At 37.1% G+C, this 25,749-nt stretch carries 24 protein-coding genes and 1 tRNA gene; 14 read left to right on the forward strand and 11 right to left on the reverse strand.

Annotated features, from left to right (window positions below; translation table 11 throughout):
- Position 1: 1 nt before the first annotated feature.
- On the forward strand, positions 2-406 hold the full coding sequence (locus tag BM201_RS04150; protein ID WP_092540099.1) for an acyl-CoA thioesterase: 405 nt from the start codon (positions 2-4) through the stop codon (positions 404-406).
- On the opposite strand, the gene BM201_RS04155 is transcribed toward BM201_RS04150, so the two are convergent.
- A complete protein-coding gene (locus tag BM201_RS04155; RefSeq protein ID WP_092540100.1) occupies positions 403-1,554 on the reverse strand; it encodes a sensor histidine kinase in 1,152 nt (383 codons plus the stop codon). The two genes, BM201_RS04150 and BM201_RS04155, sit on opposite strands and share 4 nt — an antisense overlap.
- 117 nt (positions 1,555-1,671) lie before the next feature.
- Between BM201_RS04155 and BM201_RS04160 the strand changes: the two genes are divergently transcribed.
- From BM201_RS04160 to BM201_RS04175, 4 genes are all read left to right on the forward strand, one after another.
- Positions 1,672-2,547 carry a flavin reductase family protein gene (locus BM201_RS04160; protein WP_092540101.1) on the forward strand — a complete coding sequence of 292 codons (876 nt, stop codon included), beginning with the start codon at positions 1,672-1,674 and terminating at the stop codon, positions 2,545-2,547.
- 6 nt (positions 2,548-2,553) lie between these two features.
- A complete protein-coding gene (locus BM201_RS04165) occupies positions 2,554-2,928 on the forward strand; it encodes a DUF3127 domain-containing protein (protein ID WP_092540102.1) in 375 nt (124 codons plus the stop codon).
- Positions 2,929-3,025: 97 nt separating this feature from the next.
- On the forward strand, positions 3,026-3,664 hold the full coding sequence (aat, locus tag BM201_RS04170; protein ID WP_092540103.1) for a leucyl/phenylalanyl-tRNA--protein transferase: 639 nt from the start codon (positions 3,026-3,028) through the stop codon (positions 3,662-3,664).
- A 44-nt stretch (positions 3,665-3,708) separates the two neighbouring features.
- Positions 3,709-4,143: a putative periplasmic lipoprotein gene (locus BM201_RS04175; RefSeq protein WP_139219125.1), complete on the forward strand. Its 435-nt coding sequence runs from the start codon at positions 3,709-3,711 to the stop codon at positions 4,141-4,143.
- A 4-nt stretch (positions 4,144-4,147) separates the two neighbouring features.
- Here the strand turns inward: BM201_RS04175 and BM201_RS04180 are convergent, their stop codons facing one another.
- Complete coding sequence (locus tag BM201_RS04180; RefSeq protein WP_092540105.1) at positions 4,148-4,726, reverse strand: DNA-3-methyladenine glycosylase I; 579 nt, start codon at positions 4,724-4,726, stop codon at positions 4,148-4,150.
- Positions 4,727-4,729: 3 nt separating this feature from the next.
- Positions 4,730-5,443, reverse strand: a complete 714-nt coding sequence (locus BM201_RS04185; RefSeq protein ID WP_092540106.1) for a hypothetical protein — start codon at positions 5,441-5,443, stop codon at positions 4,730-4,732.
- 237 nt (positions 5,444-5,680) lie between these two features.
- Here BM201_RS04185 and BM201_RS04190 point away from each other — a divergent pair, with 237 nt between their 5' ends.
- Positions 5,681-6,232, forward strand: coding sequence for a DUF3575 domain-containing protein (locus tag BM201_RS04190; protein ID WP_092540107.1), 552 nt, complete (start codon positions 5,681-5,683; stop codon positions 6,230-6,232).
- Here the strand turns inward: BM201_RS04190 and truB are convergent.
- The 4 genes from truB to BM201_RS04210 form a co-directional block, all read right to left on the reverse strand.
- Positions 6,229-6,948, reverse strand: a complete 720-nt coding sequence (gene truB, locus BM201_RS04195; RefSeq protein ID WP_092540108.1) for a tRNA pseudouridine(55) synthase TruB — start codon at positions 6,946-6,948, stop codon at positions 6,229-6,231. The two genes, BM201_RS04190 and truB, sit on opposite strands and share 4 nt — an antisense overlap.
- Before the next feature lie 115 nt (positions 6,949-7,063).
- Entirely contained in the window at positions 7,064-7,858 is a 795-nt protein-coding gene (locus tag BM201_RS04200) for an undecaprenyl-diphosphate phosphatase (RefSeq protein ID WP_092540109.1), read from the reverse strand.
- 3 nt (positions 7,859-7,861) lie between these two features.
- Positions 7,862-8,116 carry a DUF3098 domain-containing protein gene (locus BM201_RS04205; RefSeq protein WP_092540110.1) on the reverse strand — a complete coding sequence of 85 codons (255 nt, stop codon included), beginning with the start codon at positions 8,114-8,116 and terminating at the stop codon, positions 7,862-7,864.
- A gap of 17 nt (positions 8,117-8,133) precedes the next feature.
- A complete protein-coding gene (locus BM201_RS04210) occupies positions 8,134-9,012 on the reverse strand; it encodes a cell division protein FtsX (protein ID WP_092540111.1) in 879 nt (292 codons plus the stop codon).
- Positions 9,013-9,192: 180 nt separating this feature from the next.
- Between BM201_RS04210 and BM201_RS04215 the strand changes: the two genes are divergently transcribed.
- On the forward strand, positions 9,193-10,119 hold the full coding sequence (locus tag BM201_RS04215; RefSeq protein WP_092540112.1) for a ketopantoate reductase family protein: 927 nt from the start codon (positions 9,193-9,195) through the stop codon (positions 10,117-10,119).
- Between the two features lie 360 nt (positions 10,120-10,479).
- Positions 10,480-13,296, forward strand: a complete 2,817-nt coding sequence (gene leuS, locus BM201_RS04220) for a leucine--tRNA ligase (RefSeq protein WP_092540113.1) — start codon at positions 10,480-10,482, stop codon at positions 13,294-13,296.
- Between the two features lie 909 nt (positions 13,297-14,205).
- Here leuS and rimM read toward each other — a convergent pair.
- Together rimM and BM201_RS04230 are read right to left on the reverse strand one after the other, a co-directional pair.
- Positions 14,206-14,733 carry a ribosome maturation factor RimM gene (rimM, locus tag BM201_RS04225; protein ID WP_092540114.1) on the reverse strand — a complete coding sequence of 176 codons (528 nt, stop codon included), beginning with the start codon at positions 14,731-14,733 and terminating at the stop codon, positions 14,206-14,208.
- Between the two features lie 14 nt (positions 14,734-14,747).
- Entirely contained in the window at positions 14,748-15,296 is a 549-nt protein-coding gene (locus tag BM201_RS04230) for a 30S ribosomal protein S16 (RefSeq protein ID WP_092540115.1), read from the reverse strand.
- Between the two features lie 273 nt (positions 15,297-15,569).
- Here BM201_RS04230 and BM201_RS04235 point away from each other — a divergent pair, with 273 nt between their 5' ends.
- From BM201_RS04235 to BM201_RS04260, 6 genes are all read left to right on the forward strand, one after another.
- Positions 15,570-16,019 carry a ferritin-like domain-containing protein gene (locus tag BM201_RS04235; protein ID WP_092540635.1) on the forward strand — a complete coding sequence of 150 codons (450 nt, stop codon included), beginning with the start codon at positions 15,570-15,572 and terminating at the stop codon, positions 16,017-16,019.
- A gap of 248 nt (positions 16,020-16,267) precedes the next feature.
- A complete protein-coding gene (dnaE, locus tag BM201_RS04240; RefSeq protein ID WP_092540116.1) occupies positions 16,268-20,656 on the forward strand; it encodes a DNA polymerase III subunit alpha in 4,389 nt (1,462 codons plus the stop codon).
- A gap of 282 nt (positions 20,657-20,938) precedes the next feature.
- The gene (gene trxA / locus BM201_RS04245) at positions 20,939-21,256 is read left to right on the forward strand and encodes a thioredoxin (RefSeq protein ID WP_013073791.1); all 318 of its coding nucleotides are present in this window, start codon (positions 20,939-20,941) and stop codon (positions 21,254-21,256) included.
- Between the two features lie 716 nt (positions 21,257-21,972).
- A complete protein-coding gene (locus tag BM201_RS04250; RefSeq protein ID WP_092540117.1) occupies positions 21,973-22,902 on the forward strand; it encodes a DUF58 domain-containing protein in 930 nt (309 codons plus the stop codon).
- An 86-nt stretch (positions 22,903-22,988) separates the two neighbouring features.
- Positions 22,989-23,062: transfer RNA gene (locus BM201_RS04255), tRNA-Asp, on the forward strand.
- 242 nt (positions 23,063-23,304) lie between these two features.
- Positions 23,305-24,531: a site-specific integrase gene (locus tag BM201_RS04260; RefSeq protein WP_092540637.1), complete on the forward strand. Its 1,227-nt coding sequence runs from the start codon at positions 23,305-23,307 to the stop codon at positions 24,529-24,531.
- A gap of 168 nt (positions 24,532-24,699) precedes the next feature.
- On the opposite strand, the gene BM201_RS04265 is transcribed toward BM201_RS04260, so the two are convergent.
- Together BM201_RS04265 and BM201_RS04270 are read right to left on the reverse strand one after the other, a co-directional pair.
- Positions 24,700-25,221, reverse strand: coding sequence for a nuclease-related domain-containing protein (locus tag BM201_RS04265; RefSeq protein ID WP_175486974.1), 522 nt, complete (start codon positions 25,219-25,221; stop codon positions 24,700-24,702).
- Between the two features lie 219 nt (positions 25,222-25,440).
- A complete protein-coding gene (locus BM201_RS04270) occupies positions 25,441-25,743 on the reverse strand; it encodes a DUF6730 family protein (protein ID WP_092540119.1) in 303 nt (100 codons plus the stop codon).
- Between the last annotated feature and the right edge of the window lie 6 nt (positions 25,744-25,749).

Genomic DNA, 25,749 nt, shown 5'->3' on the forward strand with positions numbered 1-25,749 from the left:
TTTGGAAGATTTTAAGCTTGAATTAAAATTAAGGATAGACTGGAGCGATCTTGATATGTACCGCCATGTTAATAATCTTAGTTTTATGCGTTTTATGCAATCTGGAAGAGTGAATCTATGGGAAGCCACCGGGTTGCATAAAATGTATGCTGAAGAAAATAAAGGAGCAATGTTAGTCTCTACACATTGCGATTTTCAGAAAGCTTTGCATTATCCGGGAAATGCTACTATTAAAACCAGAATTGCTGAAATTGGGAACAAAAGTTTTAAGATCGAACATCATATTTTTGACGAAGAAAATCAGCTTTGTGCAGTTGGAAAAGATGTTTCGGTTTTTTATAATTTCAGTGAAAATAAAACACTCCCAATTCCTAAAGATCTTAGGGGAATATTAAATCGATATTAGGCTTTTTTCAGCATAATTTCAAAAGTAGAGCCTTCGCCAATTTCACTTTTCGCAACTCTAATTCGGCCATTATGGTATTCTTCCACAATTCGTTTTGCTAAAGATAAACCAAGTCCCCAACCACGTTTTTTGGTAGTTTGTCCGGGTTCAAAAATAATTTTGAATCGGCTTTTGTCAATACCTTTCCCGGTATCGTGAACATAAACGAAAACCTGTTTCTCATTTTGTTTAATTTCGATGGTAATTTTTCCCTTACCTCGCATTGCGTCGATGCCGTTCTTTACCAGGTTTTCTATCGTCCAGCTAAAAAGTTGGGTATTTAGATTAACAATGATTTTCTCTCTTGGTACCTGAAGCTGAAACTCGATAAGTTTAGAGCTTCTGGATTGTAAATACTGGTAGCTTTGGCGTGTTTGTTCTACAAGATCTGTTTCTTCTAAAAGTGGAGCAGATCCTATTTTGGAGAAACGCTCGGTTATCGTTTGTAAACGCTCTATGTCTTTTTCCATTTCGGTAACATAGGTTTCGTTTACTTTCTCCTGCTTTAAGATCTCTGTCCAGCCAATTAAAGAACTTAATGGAGTACCTATCTGGTGCGCTGTTTCTTTCGCCATCCCTGCCCAAAGCTTGTTTTGCTCGCTATTTTTGGTCGTAGTATAAAAGAAATAAATGACACCAATAATTAAGAAACCAATAGTTACCAACCCAAGCGGATAATATTTTAAACTGTTTAAAACAGGAGAATTGCCATAGTAAACTTTGTGCGTTCTAAATCTGTCTAAATGCATTATGATAGGCTCATTTTCTGCTCTTAGATCGTTAAGATAATTTTCGGCTTTTTCTTGTGTGTCTATTTTATCGGGGTCGATAAAATGCGAGGATACAATATTTCCTTCTTCGTCGGTTTGTATGGTAGGTATACTTGTATTACTGTTTAAAACATTTAGTATAAGCGGACTCAAATTCTGGTTGCTATCGGCGCGATCTAACTCTAAAAGCGCTTCAGCCCAAATGCTCATCTTGGTACGTTCCTCGTCTTTTAGCCGGTTAAAAAATATGGTGGTATTCCATAAAACTAAAATAATAACGGCCAATCCAGCAAATATGATAAACCAACGGTTAAACTTTCGTTCGTCACTAAAATTCATAAAGAGTTCCCCTCCATTTTAAAAGCGGTTAAATATAAGCGTTTTAATGTGAATATTATTGTGTAGGCATGCTTTATATTCCTTAACCTAATTGTTACCTTTGTGAAAAATCGATGCATGTTAAGTATAGATTCTAAGGAATCGCCATCTGGCGCTCTTTACAGGTATTTAAGCGGGGCAGTTGGGCCAAGACCCATCGCTTTTGCGAGCACTTTAGATGCTGAAGGAGGGCCAAATCTGGCACCTTTCAGTTTTTTTAATGTGTTTAGTGCCAATCCGCCAATTTTGGTGTTTTCGCCAGTAAGAAGAGGAAAGGATGGAAGCCTTAAACATACATTCTTAAACCTTAAAGTGGTTGAAGAGTGCGTGATCAATATTGTAGATTACAATATGGTGCAGCAAATGTCTTTAAGCAGTACAGATTATGCTGAAGGCGTGAATGAGTTTGAGAAATCTGGGCTCACAATGCAGAAATCAGATCTGGTGAGGCCATTTAGGGTGGCAGAATCTCCGGTTCAATTTGAATGTAAGGTCAACGAGATCATCGAGCTTGGGCAGGAAGGTGGCGCAGGAAATCTTGTAGTTTGTGAAGTTTTAAAAACTCACATAAAAGAAGAGATACTGGATGAAGATGGCTATATCGACCAAATAAAGATCGATCAGGTTGCACGAATGGGTGGAAACTGGTACACCAGGGCTAAAGACGGCATGTTTGAAGTGCCAAAACCTATCACTAATTTAGGAATTGGTGTAGATGCAATTCCGCAGGAAATTAGAGAAAGTAGTATCTTAACAGGAAATGATCTTGGTAAGTTGGGTAATGTAGAAGAATTACCAACATTAGAAGAAGCGAAATTATATGTTTCTGAAGATGATTTGTTTACCGAAATCATTGCAGCGAAAGAAACAGAAGCAATTCATAAACAGGCGCAGTTATTGCTGGATAAAGGGAAAGTGATAGAAGCGTGGAAATTATTACTAGCAAATTATTAAACGAAGATGGAAGTACAAGGAAAGATTAAATTAATTGGAGATACCAAAACTTTTGGTAATAACGGATTTAGAAAGAGAGAATTAGTTGTAACTACAGAGGAGCAATATCCACAACATTTAATGATCGAGTTTGTTCAGGATAAAACAGATCTATTAAATAGTTATCAGGTTGGGCAGCCGGTAAAAGTTGGCATTAATCTTCGTGGTAGAGAATGGGTGAGTCCGCAGGGAGAAACCAAATACTTTAACTCTATCCAGGGTTGGAGAATCGAAAACTTACAGCCATCACAGCCAGGAGGCCAAAATGTACCGCCACCGGCAGATCAATTTGAGCCAGCACAAGATTTTAAAGATGAAGATTACGACGATCTTCCTTTCTAGAAATTGAGACATATTTTTACGAAAAGCTTAGTACGCGATTAACGTGCTAAGCTTTTTTCTTTTTGTACATTTCTGAATAGAAAAAATTACCTCAGTTTTGCAGATTCTCAAACCTTTTGAACCCTTTCCCGATATCGCATACACTTCAGAAGAAGGTTTACTGGCTGTTGGCGGCTCTCTAACACAAAGCCGGTTAATGGAAGCGTACTCTAAAGGAATTTTCCCCTGGTATGACGAATCCCAACCGATTTTATGGTGGTGCCCAGATCCAAGAATGGTATTATTTCCGCAGAAATTAAAAGTTTCGAAAAGCATGAAACAATTGCTTAAGAAAGAAGCTTTTAAAGTGACTTATAACGAAGCTTTTGAAACCGTTATAGAAAATTGCGCTGCAATAAAACGAAAAGGTCAATTAGGAACCTGGATCACACCAGAGATGAAACAGGCTTACACGGGTTTGCATAAAAAAGGAATCGCACAGTCTGTAGAGGTGTGGCAGGATGGTAAGATCGTTGGCGGATTGTATGGTATTTACTTAAAAAATAAGAAGGTTTTTTGTGGCGAAAGTATGTTTGCGAGAGTAAGCAATGCTTCTAAATATGGTTTTATAAGTTTGGTGAGGAAACTTCAGGAGAAAGGAGTAGAACTTATAGACTGCCAGGTCCATACAGATCATTTAGAAAGTTTGGGAGCTGAAGAAATTTCCAGAAATGAGTTTTTGAAATTTCTGAAGTAGCTAAGGATTTTTTGATTAAATTTCCTTCATCAATCAAAAATCAGATGAAAAAAATATTCCTCTTATTCGGTTTAGCTATTTTAAGCGCATGTTCTTCAAACATCGATGACGACGAACCAGAAGTATTAACACCTGCTGAAATTTTTGTGGAAGTAGACTACTTTAATTATGAAATCGATACTGAAGCGATGACTACTTTAATGGAATACCGAATGACTTTCTATAACGAGTCAGATTTTGATGTAGAGGGTTATCCACAGATTTATATTGGGCAGGAAGGTGTGGAAGATTTTAGTGTGACCACTCAGCGTTATAACGGTGAAAATCCCTGTAATTATTTAAGTGCTAATAGTAGTTGTACGCAAGAATTTTCAGAACTAAGAACTTACGATGAAGGAGATCTGCAAGCCGGGTCTGGTGAGATTCCGGTGTTAACGCTAGTAGATATTCAGTATAGAATTTTAGAGGAACATCGTTAGGCGACTAAGAAAGCTTTTTTACTTCCTCGTATCGAAAGCAAGAAACTTCATGATCGTTAACCATTCCGGTGGCCTGCATATGCGCATAAACAACCGTAGAACCAACAAATTTGAATCCGCGTTTTTTGAGGTCTTTGCTTAACTTATCACTAACTTCAGTAGTAGCAGGAGCATTTTTATAGTTCTCAACCTTATTTTGTATAGGTTTGTGATCTACAAAACTCCAAATGTATTTATCGAAACTGCCAAATTCCTCCTGAATTTTCATAAAAAGCTGTGCGTTGGTAACGGCACTCCTTACTTTTAATTTGTTCCTGATGATGCCCGGATTCAGCAATAATTCCTGAATTTTTTCTTCGGAATATTTAGCAACTTTTTTATAGTCAAAATCATCGAAAGCTTCCCTAAAGTTTTCTCGTTTGCGTAAGATCGTGATCCAGCTTAAACCTGCCTGAAAGGTTTCCAGGATTAAAAACTCAAATAACTTTTGCTCGTCGTGCACCGGTACGCCCCATTCTTCATCATGATAAGTCTCATATAAAGGATCACCCAGACACCAGCCACATCTATGTTTTTCAGTCATTTTTTAAGGTTTGAATTGATAGGTAATCGTTCCTGGTTGATTATCTCTTCCCGATAATTCGCTAAAGATAGCTTCAGAAGCATAAATTAAAGCATTTTCAACCAAACATTTATTATCTGTAGAAGAACTTGCTTCATTAAACGAAGTAGCCGTTACACGACCGTTTTCATTCACCTTAATATTGATCACGATCTTTCCAGGAACACTACAAGTATAAATAGGATTAGGAATGTCTACCGCTGTTCTTCCCCTAAGATTAAAAGAAATAGAACTGTCTCTTAAATTTCCAGATTGTGTTGAGGTTTTGGTGTTTGTATTATTTCCATCAGATCTTTTTTGTGTTTTTTTACCAGATCTTCCTGCGGCATAATTTCCGGAAGAGGAGGTCTCGCTATTCTCTGAAGTTTCGGTTTGTGAAGCCGAATTTCTCTCGAAAATATCATTTAGCTGTTTATCGAAATTCGCTTCTCTTGCCTCGTTATTTTGATCAAAAGCCCGGTGCGTTTGCGTTTTTGAGTCGGTAGGTTCAGGTTTTTCTTCAGGTTGTGGCTCTTCCTGTTTTTGTTTTAAAGACCCAGTAAAAGAGTCAAGATCTACCAGAAATTCCTGATTTTTTCTGGCACTACTACCCAAATGCCAGTTGAAAAGCACCAAAATCAATATTAGAAAGACCAAAATGGTTAATAATAAAGCTTTATGTTTTTCTATAAACTGCATGTAGTATAAACGTAGATCGCTATTCTCTATTTTGGAGGAAAGTTAGCATTTTTTAGAATTTATATTCCCATGAGTTAGTTAAGACTTTATCGGCTTATTAAAACTTACATTTTGAGTAAAGTGAGTTGATAATAGAATAAATTGCTATATTTTAAGTAATGTTAGTAAATAAATCATAGATTAGTTGTTTATTTTGATATATTCGTAGATGTATCTTAAAATCACATCAATCAAATAATGAAAAAAATCTTACTATTACTAAGTTTTCTTAGTGTATCATCGATCATTAGTGCGCAGGAAGATCAGGAATTCGACGACACTAATCAGGAATTAAAGCTAAATTTGGCCATGTCTGTCTCCGGAGTTCCAGAAATTACTTACGAATACTTTTTAGAGGATAATAGCAGTGTTGGGGCTTCCCTGGCTATAGCTTTGGATAGCGAAGAGGATATGGCTTTGCGTTTTATTTTTAGTCCTTATTACCGATTGTTTTTCGGGAAAAAGAAAAATGCAGGCTTTTTTATTGAAGCCAATACCGCCGTTGCTACTTACCATGATTATTATGTTAGCTATGATTTTTATTACGAAGATGATATGATCATTGAAGAACATACTATTTACGACGAAAAAACGACCAATTTTGGATTGGGTGCGGCTGTTGGTTTTAAGCTTTTAACTCGTAATAACTATATCGGTGAGATCTATGCTGGTGCTGGTAGATTATTTGGGGATCAAAAAGCTGCTGAAGTTTATCCACGTGTTGGGATCACGATTGGAAAACGCTTCTAAGAACCTGAAATTGGACCTGGCAATTGCTTATCAAAGTCATCAAGATTTAAACTATTTTCGATATTAAAATCGCCAATTTTAGTTCTTTTTAATGCTGAAAGATGCGCGCCACTCTCAAGTTTTTTACCAAAATCGTGAGCAAGGCTTCTTATGTATGTTCCTTTACTGCAAACTACCCTGAAGTTGATATTAGGAAAATCTGAAGCATCGGTTTCAAATTCTTCAATGCTAATCGTTCTTGGTGTGATCTCAACTTTTTCTCCTTTTCGTGCATATTCATAAAGTCGTTTTCCGTCTTTTTTTAATGCTGAAAAAACCGGTGGATATTGTTCAATATCGCCAATAAAGCTTTTGGTCGTTTCTGCTATATTTTCTTCTGAAATATGATCTGTAGGGAAAGTTTCGTCTACTTCGGTTTCCAGATCGTAAGAAGGCGTTGTTGCTCCTAGTTGAAAAGTGCCGGTATATTCTTTAATTTGCCCTTGTAGCTCCGGAATTCTTTTGGTGAATTTTCCGGTGCAAATAATTAAAAGTCCGGTTGCTAATGGATCTAAAGTTCCGGCATGGCCAACTTTTATCTTTTTAATATTACAGCTTTTGCGAATCATCCATCGTACTTTATTAACCAGCTGAAAAGACGTCCAGTTTAGTGGCTTATCAAAAAGTAAGATTTGGCCGGTTTTAAATTCTTCCGCAGAGATAATAGGATGATCCATAAATACAAAATCTGTTTAAAGCTTCAAACTTAAATACAAATTTAGAATCGTAGGTAATAATTTCAGTTTTTGTTGAATTTTCTACTTAGATCTTCAGCAATAAATTCAGAATGAGTTATGCAAAATAACCAAAGCCAATGGCGATGATTCCTACGATAAAACAGTAAATAGAGAAATAAGAAAGTTTACTCTTTTTAACCAAAGAGATCATCCAGGTGCAGGCCACAAGTCCGGATAAAAATGCGGCAACAAAACCTATAATAAGATGTGAGCCACCAACAGATTCTTCGGTGATATTTCCATCCATTAAATCTTTAGCGATCTTACCGAAAATCAACGGCACCACCATTAAAAATGAAAAACGCGCTGCTTTAGTTTTATCATTCCCTAAAAGAACAGAAGTAGATATGGTAGAACCACTACGTGAAATTCCCGGTAACATGGCGATCGCCTGTGAAACACCAATCACGAAAGCATTCATAAAACTTACCGGTTTCCCCGTATCTTTTGCTTTGTCTGCAAGCCAAAGTAAAAGTGCAGTAATTACCAGCATGAAGCCAACAAAAACAACACTTCCGCCAAAAAGTTCTTCTAAATAATCTTCAAAGAAAACACCAATAAGCGCAGCAGGAATCATAGAGATAATGATCTTCGCTGAAAACTGCGTTTCCTCGTTCCATTTAAACTGAAAAAGTCCTTTAAAAATATCGAATATGTCTTTTCTAAAAACAACGATCGTACTTAAAGCCGTTGCAAAATGAAGAACAACCGTAAACATCATAGACTCTTCAGGCAAACTGCTGTCTCCTAAAATAGCTTTTCCTAATTCTAAATGTCCACTGGAAGAAACGGGTAAAAATTCAGTTAATCCCTGAATAATTCCCAGGATAATGGCGTCTAAAGTATCCAAATTCTATTTTTTGTTTGGGTTTACTAAAATGGCGAATACCTGAATCCCAAAACCAATCAAAACGATGGTTGGGGCAAGGCGAATACGCTGAAAGTTATAAACAGCTTCGTTAAACTCGTTAGGATCTTCGCTACCGCCGCCTGCCATCAAGATAAATCCTAAAGCGATTACCGCCAGACCAATAAACATGAATTTGTAATTCTTTTTACCAAATACAAAATTTTTGTCTTGTTGTTGGATCTCGTCTTTATTGTTCATGTTTTATATTTTTAGCTTTAGTAATAAAGCTCGTCTGTTTTTAAATTCAAGAATCTGGTGGTTGCAAAAAATGTGCTTAACCAGGTGATTACGATTCCGGTTAAAAAAACACCACCAAATAAGGCTAATATAAGTTTTTTATCGGCTAGCAGGTTTAGTTCAGCAAAACTATTGTTTAGATAATAAATCACTGCAGCCATTCCTATAAGTGCTACAATGGCGCCGATAATTCCCAGTTTTACGCTATTCCAAATAAACGGGCGGCGAATAAATCCTTTGGTAGCACCAACCATTTGCATAGTTTTTATTGTAAAACGCTTCGAGTAAACCGATAATCTAATAGAGCTATTAATAAGTAAGACTGCTATAAAAGTGAATAAAGCACTAACAATTAATACCCAGAAACTTATCTTTTTAAGATTGTTATTCAGCAAAGAAATTAATGGCTTATCGTAAGCAACTTCGTCTACGGCACTATTTTCTGAAAGTTTTGTAGCAATTTCTTCTACTTTTTCAGAAGAAACAAAATCGGCAATCATATAAACATCGATCGAATTCTGAAGCGGATTATAATCCAAAAACTCCATAAAATCTTCGCCAATAGCTTCCTTGGTTTGTTCTGCAGCCTCTTCCTTTGATACAAAAGTTGCCGATCGTGTGTACGAAGCGGTATCTAAACTTTTAGTAAGATTCTGCATGGCCTCATCTTTAGCATCATCGTTAAAATACACCGTAAGGGCGATTTGCTCTTTAAAATGATCTGCTACTTTCTTGGTGTTTAAAACTAATAATCCCAGCATTCCCAATAGAAAAAGTACCAATGCGATACTTAGTACTACAGAGAAATAGGATGAAATTAAACGTCGCTTTTGATATCTTTCAAAAGATGTGCTCATAAACAGCTACCAATTTTTTGTAAAAATAATAAAGTAAACGGTTTCAAGACTTTCTTAACGTCCAAACTTTATTAATTATTCTGATAAGCGTAAATTTGGAAGAATAAGATTCATTTTGTGTGAAAATGCTATTAAATTTTTGAGTTGAAACTCGAATTTTAGAAAAAGAAAATTGAAACTATGAAAATTCTTGTATACGGCACCGGCGGAGTAGGCGGTTACTTTGGCGGTAGGCTTGCACAGGCGGGTCACGATGTTACTTTTATTGCCAGGAACGAAAGTTTAAAGGCTATAAGGGAAAACGGACTAATAGTTAAAAGTGTAAATGGTGATTTTACCATAAAGCCTGCAAAAGCAACCGACGATATTAGTGAAATTGAATCTCCAGATTTGGTGATTTTTGGGTTAAAATCCTGGCAAATAAAAGATGCCGCGAAACATCTAAAATCGATCATTACTGAAGAAACTATGGTGTTGCCACTGCAAAATGGCGCCGATAATATGGAAAAGCTTCAGGAAGTATTGCCTAAAAAGAATGTTTTAGCTGGTTTTTGCCGAATTTATAGTAAAAAAGAAGCCCCGGGAGTGATCAATCACTTCCAATTTGATCCTGAAATCATTTTTGGCGAGCTAGATAATGAAAAATCTAAGCGGGTTTTAAAATTGAAGGAAATTTTCAACAATTCTGGCTTTAAGGGAATTGTTCCAGATGATGTTCATAAAGCGATTTGGAAGAAATTCAGTTTTATTGCTACCGTTAGCGGTTTGGGAGGCTTAACCAGAGTGAGTATTGGTAAAATGTGGGAGGACGATTATTTGCAGGGTATTTTAAAGAAAACCGGACTCGAAATTCAGGCGATTGCCCAGGCAAAAGGGGTAGATTTTAATGATGAAGATGTAGCGCAATTGTATCAGTTTATCGGTAACCAGGGAATAACGGCTACTGCTTCCACACAAAGAGATATCATGGCAGGTCGCCCTTCAGAATTAGGAAATTTTAATGGGTATATTGTAGAGCAGGGGAAAAAACTAGGTGTTGACACTCCGGTAAACGAATTTATTTATCGTGCACTATTGCCAATGGAAAAGGAAGCCAGAAGGAGTTAGAATTCAGAATTTAGATCGCTGCGCTGCTAGAGTTTAGACTTGAGAAAATAAACTTTTGAGATAAGAAGGAAACAAGCTTAAAGAATCATGATTATAAATATAGAATGCTGAATCTCCCTGTCATGCTGAACTTGATTCAGCATCTCATCAAGATTCTCTAATTATTAATACGAACAGCTGTTAACCTTCAACCGTAAACTGTCAACTATCCAGCTAAACCTATTTCCATACTTAATTGCTGCGACTAGTTTAAAATTGTAAATTTGCAGCCATTGTTAACTATTGATAATTACGGAATTCAAATCAAGTAGAATTCTGATAAAAATAAAGTCCGTTTAGGACATTCAGAAATAAACAAAAATGAACTACAACTTCAACGAAATTGAAGCCAAATGGCAAAAGTATTGGGCAGAAAACCAAACTTTTAAAGCATCAAATTCCTCAGATAAGCCAAAATATTACGTCTTGGATATGTTTCCTTATCCATCGGGAGCCGGCTTGCACGTTGGGCATCCGCTGGGTTATATCGCCAGTGATATTTATGCGCGCTACAAACGCCATAAAGGTTTTAATGTCTTGCATCCGCAGGGTTATGATAGTTTTGGGCTTCCAGCAGAGCAATATGCGATTCAAACCGGGCAGCATCCTGCGATCACAACCAAAGACAATATTGCAAGATATCGTGAGCAATTAGATAAAATTGGGTTTAGTTTCGATTGGAGTAGAGAAGTGCGTACCAGTAATCCTGAGTATTACAAATGGACGCAGTGGATCTTTATTCAGCTTTTTGAATCCTGGTACGATCTGGAAGCTGATAAAAGCCGACCTGTTTCTGAATTACAAGAAATCTTTGCTGCGGAAGGGAATACAAGAATTAAAGCGGCTTGTGATGATGATGTAGAAGATTTTTCAGCTGAAGTTTGGAACAAATTTTCTTCAGAAGAAAAACAACGAATTTTACTAAAATACAGGCTGACTTATCTTGCTGAAACTGAAGTAAACTGGTGCCCACAACTGGGAACAGTATTGGCGAATGACGAGATCGTAAACGGAGTTTCAGAGCGTGGTGGCTATCCGGTAATTCGTAAAAAGATGACCCAGTGGAGCATGCGAATTTCTGCATTTGCAGAGCGTTTGCTTAAAGGATTAGAGGACATCGATTGGACAGAAAGTTTAAAGGAAAGTCAGCGTAACTGGATCGGGAAATCTGTTGGGGCGCATGTAGATTTTAAAATTCAGGGAACAGATCATAAAGTCGGTGTATTTACCACCCGTCCGGATACGATTTTCGGGGTAACTTTTATGACCCTTGCGCCAGAACATGAGCTGGTAAAAGAGATTACAACAGATGCTCAAAAAGAAGAAGTAGAGGCTTATATCGAAGCGACCGCAAAACGTAGTGAACGTGAGCGAATGGCAGATGTAAAAACGATTTCTGGAGCATTTACTGGGGCTTATGCCGAGCATCCGTTTACTAAAGAACCAGTGCCAATTTGGATTGGAGATTATGTGTTGGCAGGCTACGGAACCGGTGCGGTAATGGCTGTGCCATGTGGTGATCAACGTGATTATGATTTTGCCAAGCATTTTGAAATCCCGATTAAAGATATTTTTGAAAACGCCGATATTTCTGAAGAAGCCCATAGCGGAAAAGAAGGAACGGTAATCGCAAATTCAGATTTCTTAAACGGGTTAGAATATAAAGAGGCGCTACAAAAAGCGATTCTTAAATTAGAAGAAATAGGCGCAGGTTACGGCAAAACCAACTATCGATTAAGAGATGCGGTATTTTCTCGTCAGCGTTATTGGGGAGAACCTTTCCCGGTTTATTACGTAAACGGTCTGCCGCAAATGATAGATTTAGAACATTTGCCTTTGCATCTACCTGAAGTTGAAAAATATCTCCCAACCGAAACTGGTGAGCCGCCATTAGGCAACGCGACCGATTGGGCCTGGGATACTGCTGCGAATAAAGTGGTGAGTAATGATAAGATTGATGATGAAACCGTATTTCCTTTAGAGCTAAACACCATGCCGGGTTGGGCTGGCAGTAGCTGGTATTTATTCCGTTATATGGATGCTGGTAATGGTGATGTTTTTGCTTCTGAAGAGGCATTAGATTATTGGGAAAATGTAGATCTATACATTGGAGGAAGTGAACATGCCACCGGGCATTTACTATATTCCAGATTCTGGACCAAATTCTTAAAAGATCGCGGACATTTAAAAGTAGAAGAACCTTTTAAAAAGTTGATCAACCAGGGAATGATCCTTGGGACCAGTGCATTTGTGTATAGACTTGAAGGTGAGAATAAATTTGTTTCTAAAAGCCTTATTGACGGTGAATCGGTGCAGCCGATTCATGCTCCTGTAGCGTTTGTAAATTCTTCGGATGAATTAGATGTTGAAGCTTTTAAAAACTGGAGACCAGAATTTAAGGATGCCGAATTTATTACTGAAGAAGGCGGCGCTTATGTTGTAGGTAGAGAGGTTGAAAAAATGTCGAAATCCAAATATAATGTGGTTAATCCAGATGATATTTGTGAAGACTTTGGGGCTGATACTTTAAGAATGTACGAGATGTTCCTTGGGCCAATAGATCAGGCAAAACCTTGGAATACGGCAGGAATTACCGGAGTGCATAGTTTCCTTAAAAAGCTTTGGAAATTATATATCAAAAACGACCAATTTGAGGTTTCAGAGGAAAAAGCTTCTGCAGATTCTTTAAAAACATTGCACAAAACCATCAAAAAAGTCACTGAAGATATCGAGAATTTCAGCTTTAATACTTCGGTTTCTACGTTTATGATCTGTGTAAACGAACTGAATGCGCAAAAATGTAATAGTCGTGAAGTTTTAGAGCTTTTAGCGGTTCTAATCGCACCTTATGCGCCACATATTGCTGAAGAATTATGGAGTAAGTTAGGGCATTCAGAATCAATTTCGACTGCTTCTTATCCAGAGTTTGAAGAGAAATTTTTAGTAGAGAGCACTAAAAATTATCCAATTTCATTTAACGGTAAAATGCGCTTCACGATGGAATTACCAATGGATATGAGTAAAGATGAGATCGAGAAAACGGTAATGGCAGACGAGCGTACTCAGAAACAATTGGACAGAAGAACACCTAAAAAAGTGATCGTTGTACCAGGTAAGATTGTAAATATTGTAGGATGATTTACAGTTAACAGCTTATAGCTTTCAGCTGTTAGCCAAAATATATATAAACCTCACGGTCCTGTATAGCTATTGGGACTGTGAGGTTTTCTTTTTTCTGTTGGAGTATCGATAGAATTTAAAAGCCGAAGGCTTTATAAAAATCGAATCCTTTAAAAAATAAGTTGAAAACAAGTGGAAGTGCTTTGCAAAGCAAAAAGCATGAAGCGCCGTTTTTAACTGGTTTCCCGAGTTTGTTCTCGGGAAAATTTCCTCTAAAGGATTCTTGATTTTTTGGTTCGTTTTTTATCAAGAAAAAATGAACAGAGGTTGAGGCTAAGTTGAATTAAAAATCTTTAGAAAATTTAAATGAAAAAAGCCCATTTTGGGTTTGAGCTATCAATTAAATAGAGTTGACGGTTTATATTTACAGAAAAAGCTGTTAGCTTATAGCCTTCAGCTGAAAATAGTTAACGAGAAAACAGTCAAATATCTTTTTGTCATTTCGAGCGCAACGAAGTGAAGTCGAGAAATCTAAATTATTATTGTTTTTCCTTAGAAGTAAGATTTCAAAATTCAATATTTTAAGTCATGATTCTTGACTCCTTTTTGTTTTTTAAATCTGCGTATTTATGCATTTTCAAATTATCGCATTTTTAGATAGTCTATATTCTATAATTTAGCAGCGAAGCGCTCTAATTCTAACTACAAAGTACTTCTCGATACAATTTCTCGTGCCTCGAAACCACTCGAAGTGACAATGATTTTTTAAATGGGAATTCAGAATACAACTTTGAGTATTCAAAATCCGACATTTCAGATCATAATTCTTGAATACTTGTTGCTTTTAAATCAGCACATTTACCCATTATCAAACAGTCTATTTTCTAAAATCTAACATCTACATCTAAGAGCAAAGCGGTATAAATTCTAACCCAAATACAGGTCAATAAGTCCTTCAGGAGTAATAAGGTGAATGGTTTTGTTTGGCTTGTCGATCTTCTGGATAAATTCATCATTCATAGGAACAAGAATTTCTTTTTTATCTTTTTTGATCTCGAACAGGGCCTGGGCAGTGCTATCGTTTATAGAGGTAATTTCGCCTATATCGCCATGAGTAGCGTCGATAACTTTAAAGCCAATGATTTCGTGGTAGTAAAACTGGTCCTCATCCAGTTCAGGTAAGAAAGTAAGCGGAAGATAAAGTTCGCATCCAATCATGTCTTCAGCATCATCTTCAGTATCGATATCTTCTATCTTTGCACGTAATAAAGTGCTTTTGTGTAAAGAGGTCTTTTCAAAGAAAAATGGAACCAGATTGTTGTTATATTCAACAAAAACTGATTCCATTTCTGTGTACAATTCAGGTTCGTCTGTATCTAGTTTGATAAGGACTTCCCCTTTAAAGCTAAATTTGCTAACGATCTTTCCTAAGTAGAAACACTCCTCTTTATTCATCGTTAGATAAGAAATTAGTCTTGTTTTTCTTCAGTTTTAGCTTCTTCTGCAGTTGCATCGTCTACTTCTTTTTCAACATCAGCTTCTGGCTCGCCTTCTTCAGTAACAGCAGCAGCTTCTGCAGCGGCAGCTTCACGTTTAGCGTTTACTTCTTTTTCAGCAGCTAAAGCTTTATCTTTTGCTTCTTGTTCTGCTTTAGAAAGATTTTCTTTTTTGTCGTTAATCTTGCCTTCTTTTTCCTCTAGCCAAGCTTGGAATTTCTTCTCAGCTTCTTCTTCGGTTAAAGCGCCTTTTTTAACTCCAACGGCAAGGTGTTTCTTTAATAAAGCACCTTTGTAAGAAAGAATAGCACGAGCAGTATCTGTTGGCTGTGCACCATTCTGTAACCATTTTACTGCACCGTCTACATCTAGCTCGATAGTAGCAGGATTAGTGTTTGGATTGTAGATTCCTAATTTGTCTAAGAATTTACCATCTCTTTTAGAACGAGCATCTGCGGCTACGATCCAATAAAAAGGTTTTCCTTTTTTACCGTGTCTTTGTAATCTGATTTTTACAGGCATAAAAATTAATTTATGGGGTTCCCGACCCCTGTTATTAATGAGGCTGCAAAGATACTACATTTTTCTAATTTACAAGATGTTGGCTAAAAAATATTATACCGCGTTTAAATTAGAAATTAGTTGATATCGATATTAATAAATTGGTAATAAAAATGTTGAATTATAGGATATAAGTTAAAAGCAGTTAATTAGTGCTAAACCCTGTTAAATAGGTTGTTGCGACGGTAAATGGATTGTAATTTTATACTCGCTATGAATCAAAAAGAAAAAGAAATGAAATATTCAGAAGAAGTATCAGAAAAGTTAAATGAGCTTTTAGAAAAGAATTACGACGCAGAAAAAGGATATAAATTCGCTGCCGAAAATATTAAAAATACAGAATTAAAAGCATTTTTTTCTGAAAGAGCCAAAGAGCGCTACGATTTTGGTCACGAATTGAAATCTGAGATTCGCAACTTTGGTGAGAATCCTGAAAAAGGAAGTAGTCTTGCGGCAGATGCTCACAGAACATGGATGAATTTAAAAACGGCTTTGTCTGGAAATAAAGAAGAATCGGTTTTAGAAGAAGCAATAAGAGGAGAGAAAATTGCTGTAGAAGAATACGAGAAAATCATTCAGGATACCAATATTCCACCTTCGACACAAAATATTTTGGTAAAACAAAAGAATTCTATCGTGGCTTCACTAAATAAGGTGAAAACTTTAGAACATCAGTACGACTAATTAAAAAATTGCCTTGAAAAAGAAAATAAATTAAGATGCGAATAGATGTTTGATTGAAGTAGTAGTTTTAATGTTCGTATCGAGCCTCACGGAAAGGGACGTAGTCCTGATTGCCGTGAGGCTTTTTTTATGGTTAATAACTGATGAAAATTAGACTTTTTCTCAGCTTAAATATTGCTTAGTTTTGCAAGATAAGATGTTGCTGAATTGCCCTTTTTCTTCATTACAGGGTACAAAACTAAGAGCCGATGTATTTAATTTTTGATACCGAAACTACCGGATTGCCAAAGCGTTGGGATGCGCCTTTAACCGATTCTGATAACTGGCCGCGATGTATACAGATCGCATGGCAGTTGCATGATGAGCTGGGAAATCTTATAGAGCATCAGGATTATTTGGTAAAGCCGGAAGGTTTTGATATTCCTTATGATGCTGAGCGTGTACACGGTATTTCAACAGATCTGGCCAGGGAAGAAGGAATTTCCTTAGAAGAAATGCTAGAGAAGTTCAATGAAGCATTGGGGGAAACCAAATTCATCGTTGGGCAAAATCTTGGTTTTGACGTTAACATTATGGGAGCCGAGTTGCATCGTGCCGGGATGGATAGCCAGTTACTGGAACTTCCTGTCTTGGATACCTGTACAGAAACAACGGCTGAAATGTGTAGAATCCCCGGTGGTCGTGGTGGTAAATTCAAACTACCAACGCTAACCGAATTACACGAATATCTTTTTGATGAGCCATTTGGAGAAGCGCATAATGCAACTGCCGATGTTGAGGCGACAACCCGTTGCTTCCTGGAATTGGTTAGAAAAAGAACCTATTCTGCGGAAGAATTAAATGCTGCTCCAGGTTATTTTGAAGATTATGTTGAGGCCAATCCAGAGCCGTTTCAGCCAATTGGTTTAAAGCATATCAATCTTAAAAAAGCTTCCGAAGAAATCAGAAAAAGGCTGGAGAAATTACAGCCAACAGATGAGATCACTACGGAAGAAATTGAAGAGAACCTAGAAAAATTAGACGAGGTTCCTTTTGCACATCTTCATAACCATTCCCAGTTTTCGGTTTTACAGTCAACCATAAGTATTCCAGATCTTGTTAATGCGGCCGGTGAGCAGAACATGCCGGCGGTTGCACTTACCGATCATGCCAATATGATGGGAGCGTTTCACTTTGTGAAGGAAGTTGGCGCTTATAATAAAGGTATTAAGGCTAAAAATGAAGAAGCCGAAGCCAACGGCGAGCCGGCTGAAGCTAAGGAATTAAAAGCGATCATTGGGTGTGAGTTTTTTGTATGTGAAAATCATACCGATAAATCCAGAAAAGATAACGGTTACCAGGTAGTGATGCTGGCGAAGAATAAAAAAGGTTATCACAATTTGGCCAAAATGTCTTCTAAAGCATATACCGATGGATTTTATTATGTGCCTCGTATCGATAAAGAGGTTGTAAAACAATATAAGGAAGATGTGATCGTGCTTACCGGTAACCTATATGGTGAGGTGCCGAGTAAGATTTTGAACGTTGGGGAAAAGCAGGCAGAAGAAGCTTTGCTTTGGTGGAAAGAAGAATTTGGTGAAGATCTTTATATAGAGATCATGCGCCATGATCAAGAAGACGAAAACCGCGTAAATCAGGTTTTAATTGAGTTTTCCAAAAAGCATGAAATAAAATTAATCGCGACCAATAACACCTATTATTGGAAAAAAGACGACGCTAATGCGCACGATATTTTACTATGTGTAAAAGATGGTGAAAAGCAGGCAACGCCAATTGGTCGTGGTCGTGGATATCGTTACGGTTTACCAAATCAGGAATATTACTTTAAGACTGCTGAAGAGATGAAAAATCTCTTTAAAGATCTGCCTGAAGCGATATCCAATATTAAAGAAATTGTAGATAAAATAGAGCCTTTCGAGCTAGCTCGAGATGTATTACTTCCGGCGTTTACCATTCCTGAAGAGTTTTTGGTTGAAGAAGATAAAGTAGATGGTGGTAAGCGAGGTGAAAATGCCTATTTAAAGCACATTACTTTTAAAGGAGCTGAAGAGCGCTATGGTGAAATAACTCCAGATATTAAAGAGCGACTGGACTTTGAGCTTTCGGTAATCGAAAATACCGGATATCCCGGGTATTTCCTTATTGTAGAGGATTTTATTCGCGAAGCACGAAATCTTGATGTGTCGGTTGGGCCGGGTCGTGGATCGGCTGCTGGTAGTGCGGTGGCGTATTGTTTAGGAATTACCAATATCGACCCAATTAAGTACGATCTGCTTTTTGAGCGTTTCTTAAATCCAGATCGTGTAAGTATGCCCGATATTGATATCGACTTTGATGATGAAGGTCGTAGTCGGGTTATGGATTACGTAATTGGGAAATATGGAGCCAATCAGGTAGCGCAGATTATTACCTACGGAACCATGGCGGCAAAATCTTCAATTCGGGATACGGCCAGGGTTTTGGATCTTCCGCTAAGTGATGCTGATAGAATTGCAAAATTGATTCCGAATACCAAGCTAGGGAAGATCTTCGGAATGGATGAAAAGGCCTTGAAGTCTAAATTCCGAAGTGAAGAAGTCGACAGTATAAATGAGCTTTTAAATATTTCTGAAGGAGATGATCTTGAAGCACAAACTGTAAATCAGGCACGAGTTTTAGAAGGATCGGTAAGAAACACAGGGATTCATGCCTGTGGAGTAATTATTACGCCAAGTGATATTACCAATTATGTTCCGGTTTCCGTAGCAAAGGATTCAGATTTATATGTTACGCAGTTCGATAACTCGGTTGTAGAAAGTGCAGGACTGCTAAAAATGGACTTCCTGGGGTTAAAAACTTTAACCCTAATCAAGGATACGATAAAGATCGTTAAAGGGAAACATGGTATAGATCTGGTTCCCGATGAATTTCCGTTAGATGACGAAGAAACTTATAAACTTTTCCAACGAGGAGAAACGGTAGGGATATTCCAGTATGAATCTCCCGGGATGCAGAAACACATGCAGGCGCTAAAACCAACGGTTTTTGACGATTTAATTGCGATGAACGCATTGTATCGTCCAGGGCCTATGGAATATATCCCGAGTTTCATTGCCAGAAAACACGGTGACGAAGAGATAAGCTATGACCTTCCAGACATGGAAGAGTATCTTAAAGAAACCTACGGGATTACAGTTTACCAGGAGCAGGTGATGTTACTTTCACAAAAATTGGCAGGTTTTTCTAAAGGTGAAGCCGATATGCTTCGTAAAGCGATGGGTAAAAAGTTAGTGGCACTTTTGGCGCAGTTGAAACCAAAATTTATTGGTGGCGGAGAAGCTAAAGGTCATCCTACAGATGTTTTAGAGAAGATTTGGAAAGACTGGGAAGCATTTGCTTCGTATGCATTTAACAAATCGCACTCTACCTGTTACGCCTGGATCGCCTACCAAACTGCCTATTTAAAAGCCCATTATCCTGCGGAATATATGGCGGCGGTTTTATCGAACAATATGAACGATATTAAGCAGGTGACCTTCTTTATGGAAGAATGTAAGCGAATGAAGCTTAATGTACTTGGGCCAGACGTTAACGAATCTTATTATAAATTCTCTGTAAATAAAGATAATGCGGTAAGATTTGGGATGGGAGCGATTAAAGGAGTTGGAGCCGGTGCGGTAGCTACGATCGTAGAAAACCGAAAAGGTGAAAATGGTCATTATCGTTCAATATTTGATATGGCTAAAAGAATCGATCTTAGAGCTGCGAATAAAAAAGCTTTCGAGAACCTGGCTTTGGCCGGCGGATTTGATTGTTTTAAAGAAACCCACCGAGCGCAATATTTTCATGATGAAGGAGACGGAATGAGTTTCCTGGAGAAAGTGGTGAAGTTTGCGGCTAAATTTCAGGAGAATGAAAACTCTTCTCAGGTAAGTTTATTTGGTGAAGCCAGCGAAGTTCAAATTCCGGAGCCGAGTGTGCCGCCTTGTGAAGAATGGGGGACGATGGAGAAATTACGGCGTGAAAAAGAAGTGGTGGGAATTTATATTTCGGGGCATCCGCTAGATGATTTTAAGAAAGAGATTCAGTATTTCTGTAACGGAAGTTTATCAGATTTTAGAGAACTTGAAAAAGTAGTGAATCGCGAAATCTCGTTTGGTGGTGTAATTAGCGATGTGCAGCATAGAACCTCTAAAATGGGTAAAGGCTGGGCGATGTTTACCGTTGAAGATTATAACGAATCTTACGAATTTAGAATGTTTGGTGAAGAATATCTTAAGAACAGGCATTTCCTGGTACCAAATTCATTTGTGCATATTAAAGCTTTTATTAAAGAAGGCTGGACCAATAAGGACACCGGTAAAAAAGGAGAGCCAAGAATTCAGTTTAATAGTTTCCAGCTACTCCATGATATTATGGATACGTATGCGAAGAAACTTACGATTCAGTTAGATATTAATGATCTTAAAGAAGAGAAAATCGATGTTTTAAGAGACATTTTTAGGACTTATCGCGGCGATCATAAACTCAATTTTGTGGTTTACGAGATGAAAGAACAATTGAAATTGCATATGCCTAGTAAACGCCAAAAAGTAAAAATTTGTCCTGAATTGTTAGAAAATCTGGAACAACAGCAGGTCGTCTATAAATTGAATTGATAGCCTGTTTTAGATTAAAATTTCATGGTTTTGTCTGAAGAGTACAATCGGGATTAATAAAATTAGTTCCTAAGTTGTACAAAATCGGGCAGGGATTGCAGCAAGCTACCGTGTAGCGCGTAAAGCCCGGTCTTTCCTGAAGATGTAATCGAAAGGAAAGAGCCCGCCAGATAATTATTGACAATCAGCGTATAACGAAATCTAATATTTGGGATGTAAGGTTTCCAAAAATAAATGACTACTTTTACGTATTGATTTTAAATTACTAGAAAAATAACGATTATGGCTATTGAAATAACAGACGCAAACTTTGAAGAAACAGTATTAAAAAGTGATAAACCAGTAATGGTAGACTTTTGGGCAGCATGGTGTGGACCTTGTAGAATGGTAGGACCGGTAATCGAAGAACTTAGCGGTGAGTACGAAGGAAAAGCAGTTGTTGGAAAGCTTGATGTTGATGCAAACCAGGAATTTGCTGCAAAATACGGAGTTAGAAATATTCCTACGGTACTTATTTTCCAAAACGGAGAAGTTGTAGGTCGCCAGGTTGGTGTTGCTCCTAAAAACACTTATGCTGATGCTTTAAATGAGCTTTTATAATTAGATGTAAGTCACATCGATTTTAAATAATATTGAGCCCGGTTTTTACCGGGCTTTTTTGTGTTTTAAAAGTTAGTATTGAGAATTGAGATCGCTGCGCTGTGAGATATTAGAAGTTAGACCGCTTCGCTGTTAGAATTTAGATTAGTGAAAATAGCATCAAGAATTAGGAATCCGAAATTATTTTGAATGCGAAATATCACTTTTTGTAAATTGTCATCTCGACCTTGCCTCGCCGGAAGGCAGGCAAAGCGGAGAGATCTCCAGCTTCAATAGATTTCTCGACTTCAATTCGTTACGCTCGAAATGACAAAAAGATATTTGACTGTTTTTAGCTGAAAGCTGACAGTTTTTCCGTAAATCATTAACGCTTAACGCTGAACGTTTTTAGAATTTGGAGATTAGACAGGAGAAAAGATAATCAAGAACCAAGAATTAGCATTTTTTTCTTTTGAATTTTGAATGTGGAATATCACTTTTGGTAATTGTCCTCTCGACCCTGCCTCGCCGGTAGGCAGGCGAAGCGGAGAGATCTCTAGCTTCAATAGATTTCTCGACTTCACTGCGTTACGCTCGAAATGACAAAAAGATTTTTGACTATTTTCAGTTGCAAACTGTCAACTGTCAACTAAATTTAGCTGAACGCTGAAAGCTACAAGCTAACAGCTTTTTCTATCAACTTGTTTTCGTATATTCCAGCAACAAATATTTCGATTTTGAAATTACAACAACAGGTACATCAAACTGAAGGTTTTTTAAATTTGGAAATCTTAGCCAGGCAAATCGTGGAAGGTTATATTTCAGGAATGCATAAGAGTCCGTTTCACGGTTTCTCTGCGGAGTTTGCCGAGCATAAAATTTACAATCAGGGCGAAAGTACCAAGCATATCGACTGGAAGCTTTACGCAAAGACCGATAAGTTGTATACCAAACGCTACGAAGAAGAAACTAATTTAAGATGCCATTTAATCATCGATAATTCGGCTTCGATGCATTATCCTTCACTAAAGAAACAAAGTCTCTCTAAACTGAATAAAATCGGTTTTTCGGCTTTAGCTTCTGCCTGTATCATGAACATATTGAAGCGCCAGCGCGATGCGGTTGGTTTAAGTGTGTATAGTGACGAATTTGAATTTTACGCACCAGAAAGAGCAGGAGAGCGCCACCATCATTTATTGCTGAATAATCTGGAAAAAGCAGTAAATTCTGAAGGAGCCAAACACGGAACACAAACCTACACCTATCTTCATCAAATCGCCGAGAAATTAAAAAGACGTTCTTTAGTGTTTCTTTTTACAGATATGTTTCAAAGTGACAAAGAAGAAGCTGAACTTTTTGAAGCGCTTCGGCATTTAAAATATAATAAGCATGAAGTGGTTTTATTTCATGTTTTAGATAGCGAAAAGGAGTTGGGTTTTAGTTTTGAGAATACACCAAAGCGATTTTTTGATGTAGAAACCGGTGATGAAATCGATTTGTATTCAGAAAATATTCAGGAAAATTATAAAAAAGCGATCGAAGATTACTTCGAAAATTTAAAATTAGAATGTGCGAAGTACCGCATTAGTTACGTTCCCGTAGATATCAATAAAAATTTCAATAAAATTTTACAGTCCTATTTTGTTGAAAGACAAAAGCTTGCTTAGCGAAAGAAAAAAAAGATTAAAAAAATGCGAAAAAAAGTTTGTGCGATTGAAAAACTGCAGTATATTTGCCCTCGCAATAACGCAACGGTCTGGTAGTTCAGTTGGTTAGAATACCTGCCTGTCACGCAGGGGGTCGCGAGTTCGAGTCTCGTCCAGACCGCTTTTAGGATACTAAATAAAAGCAAAAGGCCTTTAAATCAATGATTTAGAGGCTTTTTTTATTGTCCTAACTATCATTTTAACGCATATTAACCTAAGTGTTTGGTGCTTAATTCGGTGCATATTTTTTCGTCGATTTATATGCACCTCGAAACTCCTAATGCACTGTTAATAAAAGGCTTGCAGCTTTTCTTTAACACTTTCTTTTACTACCTTGAGGTGCATATTTTAATACCAGCACCGATGAATAATTCACTATCTATTATTTTTTATCCAAAAAAGACCACTTCAAAACATACGAATGAAGCTATTATTTATGTTCGAATCACGTATAATGGTAATCGATCAGATTTTACTACTTCCAGAAAAATAGAAGTGAGTAAATGGAATTCCCGTACAAATAGTACTCGAGGTAATTCTGGAGAAGCAAGGATCATTAAAAGATACCTCGATGACATACGTACTAGGTTATACGATATCCATGATCGTTTAGTTAGGGAGCATAAGAATATTTCCTCTAAAATTATAAGGAATATTTATCTGGGGAAAGAGGAGAGGGAGTACAAGCTTGTGGAAGTTTTTAATGAGCATAATGACCAAATGGAAGGGCTCATTGGTAAAGGCTACACAAAAGGAACTTTACAGCGTTATAAAGCCTGCATAAAGCATATTGAAGATTACCTCGAGTTTAAATTTAAAGTAAAGGATATGCCAATTAAAGAGGTTGACTATTCATTTATTAGTGGTTTCGAACACTTCTTAAAATCTCAAAAGGAATGTGGGCATAATACTTCTATTAAATACATTGTAAATTTTAAAAAGATTATTAGGATCGCGTTAGCAAATGAATGGATTAGTAGTGATCCTTTTTTCCATTGGAAAGGGACCTGGAAAACTTCAGATAGGGATTATTTAAATGATGAGGAATTAAAAAGGTTGTCCGAAAAAGATTTTGATATCACTCGATTAGATTTGGTAAGGGATATGTTCGTTTTTTCCTGTTATACAGGTCTTGCTTTTGCAGATATAGAGAAACTATCTGAGGATGATATCGTTTCTAACGGTGATCAACGATGGATAAAGACTAAAAGGAAGAAAACAAATTCTTTAAGTAGTATTCCTCTATTACAAATCCCGGAGAACATTTTGGTTAAGTATAAAGATCATCCAAGAGTTAAATTTAGTGACAATGTACTGCCGGTAATGTCTAATCAAAAGTCGAATGCCTATCTTAAGGAAATAGCAGACCTATGTAGAATAAAAAAGAATTTAACCACTCATTTGGCTAGACATACCTTTGCAACCACGGTAACGCTTTCTAAAGGGGTGCCAATCGAGTCTGTTGGGAAAATGTTAGGACATAAATCTTTAAAAACTACTCAGATTTATGCAAAAGTTCTTGATGAAAAGATTGCAAAAGATATGCAGGTTGTTGCTAAAGGAATGGAGAGTGATGCTAATAACGAATAAAGCCGACATAGGAACATCGGCTTTATTGAACGAAGCTTGAGATTTTCCCGCGCTTCATTGCAAATATAAGAACCTAAATATTTTAAATACCATTCTTAAAATTCAATAGTTTTAATATTGCGTTTTTAGTGCAGGATTCACAGGTTAATGCGCCATTTAACGTAGCGGTTATGGTTTTTTCGATCCTTTCTTCTTTTTAAATTTTGTGGACTTAATGGTTTCTGCAATCCATAGCATTTGGCTTGGTGATAATCGGTTCTGGTGATTTTCTGTTCTAATGTATCGTACGAGTTGCCACAGGTACAATACAGGCAGTTCCGAAGTCACATTCTTTAACCGGGCACGTCCTGAAAAAACAACAATAGGATAGTACTTTAGTTTCTGGAAGTTCGGATGAATTTTTCTTAAAGCAAATATATGAGTCCAATTTTGTCGAATTGGATTTTTAAACCTTGTATGATGCTTGAAAATGGTCTGGCTCCAATTTTCAGATTTTTGATGTCCATGAATCCAACCTTTATAATGTTTCGTTTCGATTACAAAAACACCCGAAGAACAAATTACGATATGGTCAATTTGGGAACTGCCCTGGCCAGATGGTATAAGGATATTGTTTAAGACAATATAATCTCTTTTACGAAGCCTTCGAAGTTTAGCGGCAACTCTGCGTTCCCCAAAATTCCCTTTCATTCTAGGAATTACCACATTCATGACAAAGTCAGAGCCTACGAAAAAGACCATGAAAATAATAAGAAGGAATGCGAGTTCCATACCTAATAAAGTATTATTAACGGAGGGGTGCTACTATAAAGATAACTAATTATTCATTGTCAGTGATTTATAGCTAACTTGCCTATATTTAGTCCTAAAGCTGTATGGATTTTTAGTATCCATTATTAAATAAGATACTTAGCTAAATACCAAAAAGGCTATACCAATAATATTCAAACTCAAAGACACAAAGAAGACAACCAGCGCCCATTTCGGGTAGATCTTTGCTTCTTTAATGGTATTGGCTAATTCCGTAGAAATCCGCTCATATTCGTTCTTTTCAAAATCCAGGGTATCTTCCAGACTTGAAAGTCGTCGTATTAGGTCTTCAGTATCCAGGTGGATCCCTTGTGAGTGAATTTCTTCCAGTCGTTTCATATGCTGCTCAAAGCTTGCCAGCTCGGAGCATAACAATTCCGATAGTTCATCAATTCTTGCCATAATTCA

Origin of the sequence: Zunongwangia mangrovi (assembly GCF_900112105.1) — a bacterium.
In the GTDB taxonomy this organism is placed as follows: domain Bacteria; phylum Bacteroidota; class Bacteroidia; order Flavobacteriales; family Flavobacteriaceae; genus Zunongwangia; species Zunongwangia mangrovi.

Bases quoted from the DNA above. Each gene is read 5' to 3' on its own strand.
- BM201_RS04190 (WP_092540107.1), top strand. From the start codon at position 5,681: ATGAAAAAAATCTTACTATTACTAAGTTTTCTTAGTGTATCATCGATC.
- BM201_RS04185 (WP_092540106.1), bottom strand. From the start codon at position 5,443: ATGCAGTTTATAGAAAAACATAAAGCTTTATTATTAACCATTTTGGTC.
- BM201_RS04180 (WP_092540105.1), bottom strand. From the start codon at position 4,726: ATGACTGAAAAACATAGATGTGGCTGGTGTCTGGGTGATCCTTTATAT.
- trxA (WP_013073791.1), top strand. From the start codon at position 20,939: ATGGCTATTGAAATAACAGACGCAAACTTTGAAGAAACAGTATTAAAA.
- dnaE (WP_092540116.1), top strand. From the start codon at position 16,268: ATGTATTTAATTTTTGATACCGAAACTACCGGATTGCCAAAGCGTTGG.
- truB (WP_092540108.1), bottom strand. From the start codon at position 6,948: ATGGATCATCCTATTATCTCTGCGGAAGAATTTAAAACCGGCCAAATC.
- leuS (WP_092540113.1), top strand. From the start codon at position 10,480: ATGAACTACAACTTCAACGAAATTGAAGCCAAATGGCAAAAGTATTGG.
- BM201_RS04210 (WP_092540111.1), bottom strand. From the start codon at position 9,012: ATGAGCACATCTTTTGAAAGATATCAAAAGCGACGTTTAATTTCATCC.
- BM201_RS04260 (WP_092540637.1), top strand. From the start codon at position 23,305: ATGAATAATTCACTATCTATTATTTTTTATCCAAAAAAGACCACTTCA.
- BM201_RS04215 (WP_092540112.1), top strand. From the start codon at position 9,193: ATGAAAATTCTTGTATACGGCACCGGCGGAGTAGGCGGTTACTTTGGC.
- BM201_RS04230 (WP_092540115.1), bottom strand. From the start codon at position 15,296: ATGCCTGTAAAAATCAGATTACAAAGACACGGTAAAAAAGGAAAACCT.
- BM201_RS04165 (WP_092540102.1), top strand. From the start codon at position 2,554: ATGGAAGTACAAGGAAAGATTAAATTAATTGGAGATACCAAAACTTTT.
- BM201_RS04155 (WP_092540100.1), bottom strand. From the start codon at position 1,554: ATGAATTTTAGTGACGAACGAAAGTTTAACCGTTGGTTTATCATATTT.
- BM201_RS04205 (WP_092540110.1), bottom strand. From the start codon at position 8,116: ATGAACAATAAAGACGAGATCCAACAACAAGACAAAAATTTTGTATTT.
- BM201_RS04270 (WP_092540119.1), bottom strand. From the start codon at position 25,743: ATGGCAAGAATTGATGAACTATCGGAATTGTTATGCTCCGAGCTGGCA.
- rimM (WP_092540114.1), bottom strand. From the start codon at position 14,733: ATGAATAAAGAGGAGTGTTTCTACTTAGGAAAGATCGTTAGCAAATTT.
- BM201_RS04175 (WP_139219125.1), top strand. From the start codon at position 3,709: ATGAAAAAAATATTCCTCTTATTCGGTTTAGCTATTTTAAGCGCATGT.
- BM201_RS04235 (WP_092540635.1), top strand. From the start codon at position 15,570: ATGAAATATTCAGAAGAAGTATCAGAAAAGTTAAATGAGCTTTTAGAA.
- BM201_RS04265 (WP_175486974.1), bottom strand. From the start codon at position 25,221: ATGAAAGGGAATTTTGGGGAACGCAGAGTTGCCGCTAAACTTCGAAGG.
- BM201_RS04160 (WP_092540101.1), top strand. From the start codon at position 1,672: ATGTTAAGTATAGATTCTAAGGAATCGCCATCTGGCGCTCTTTACAGG.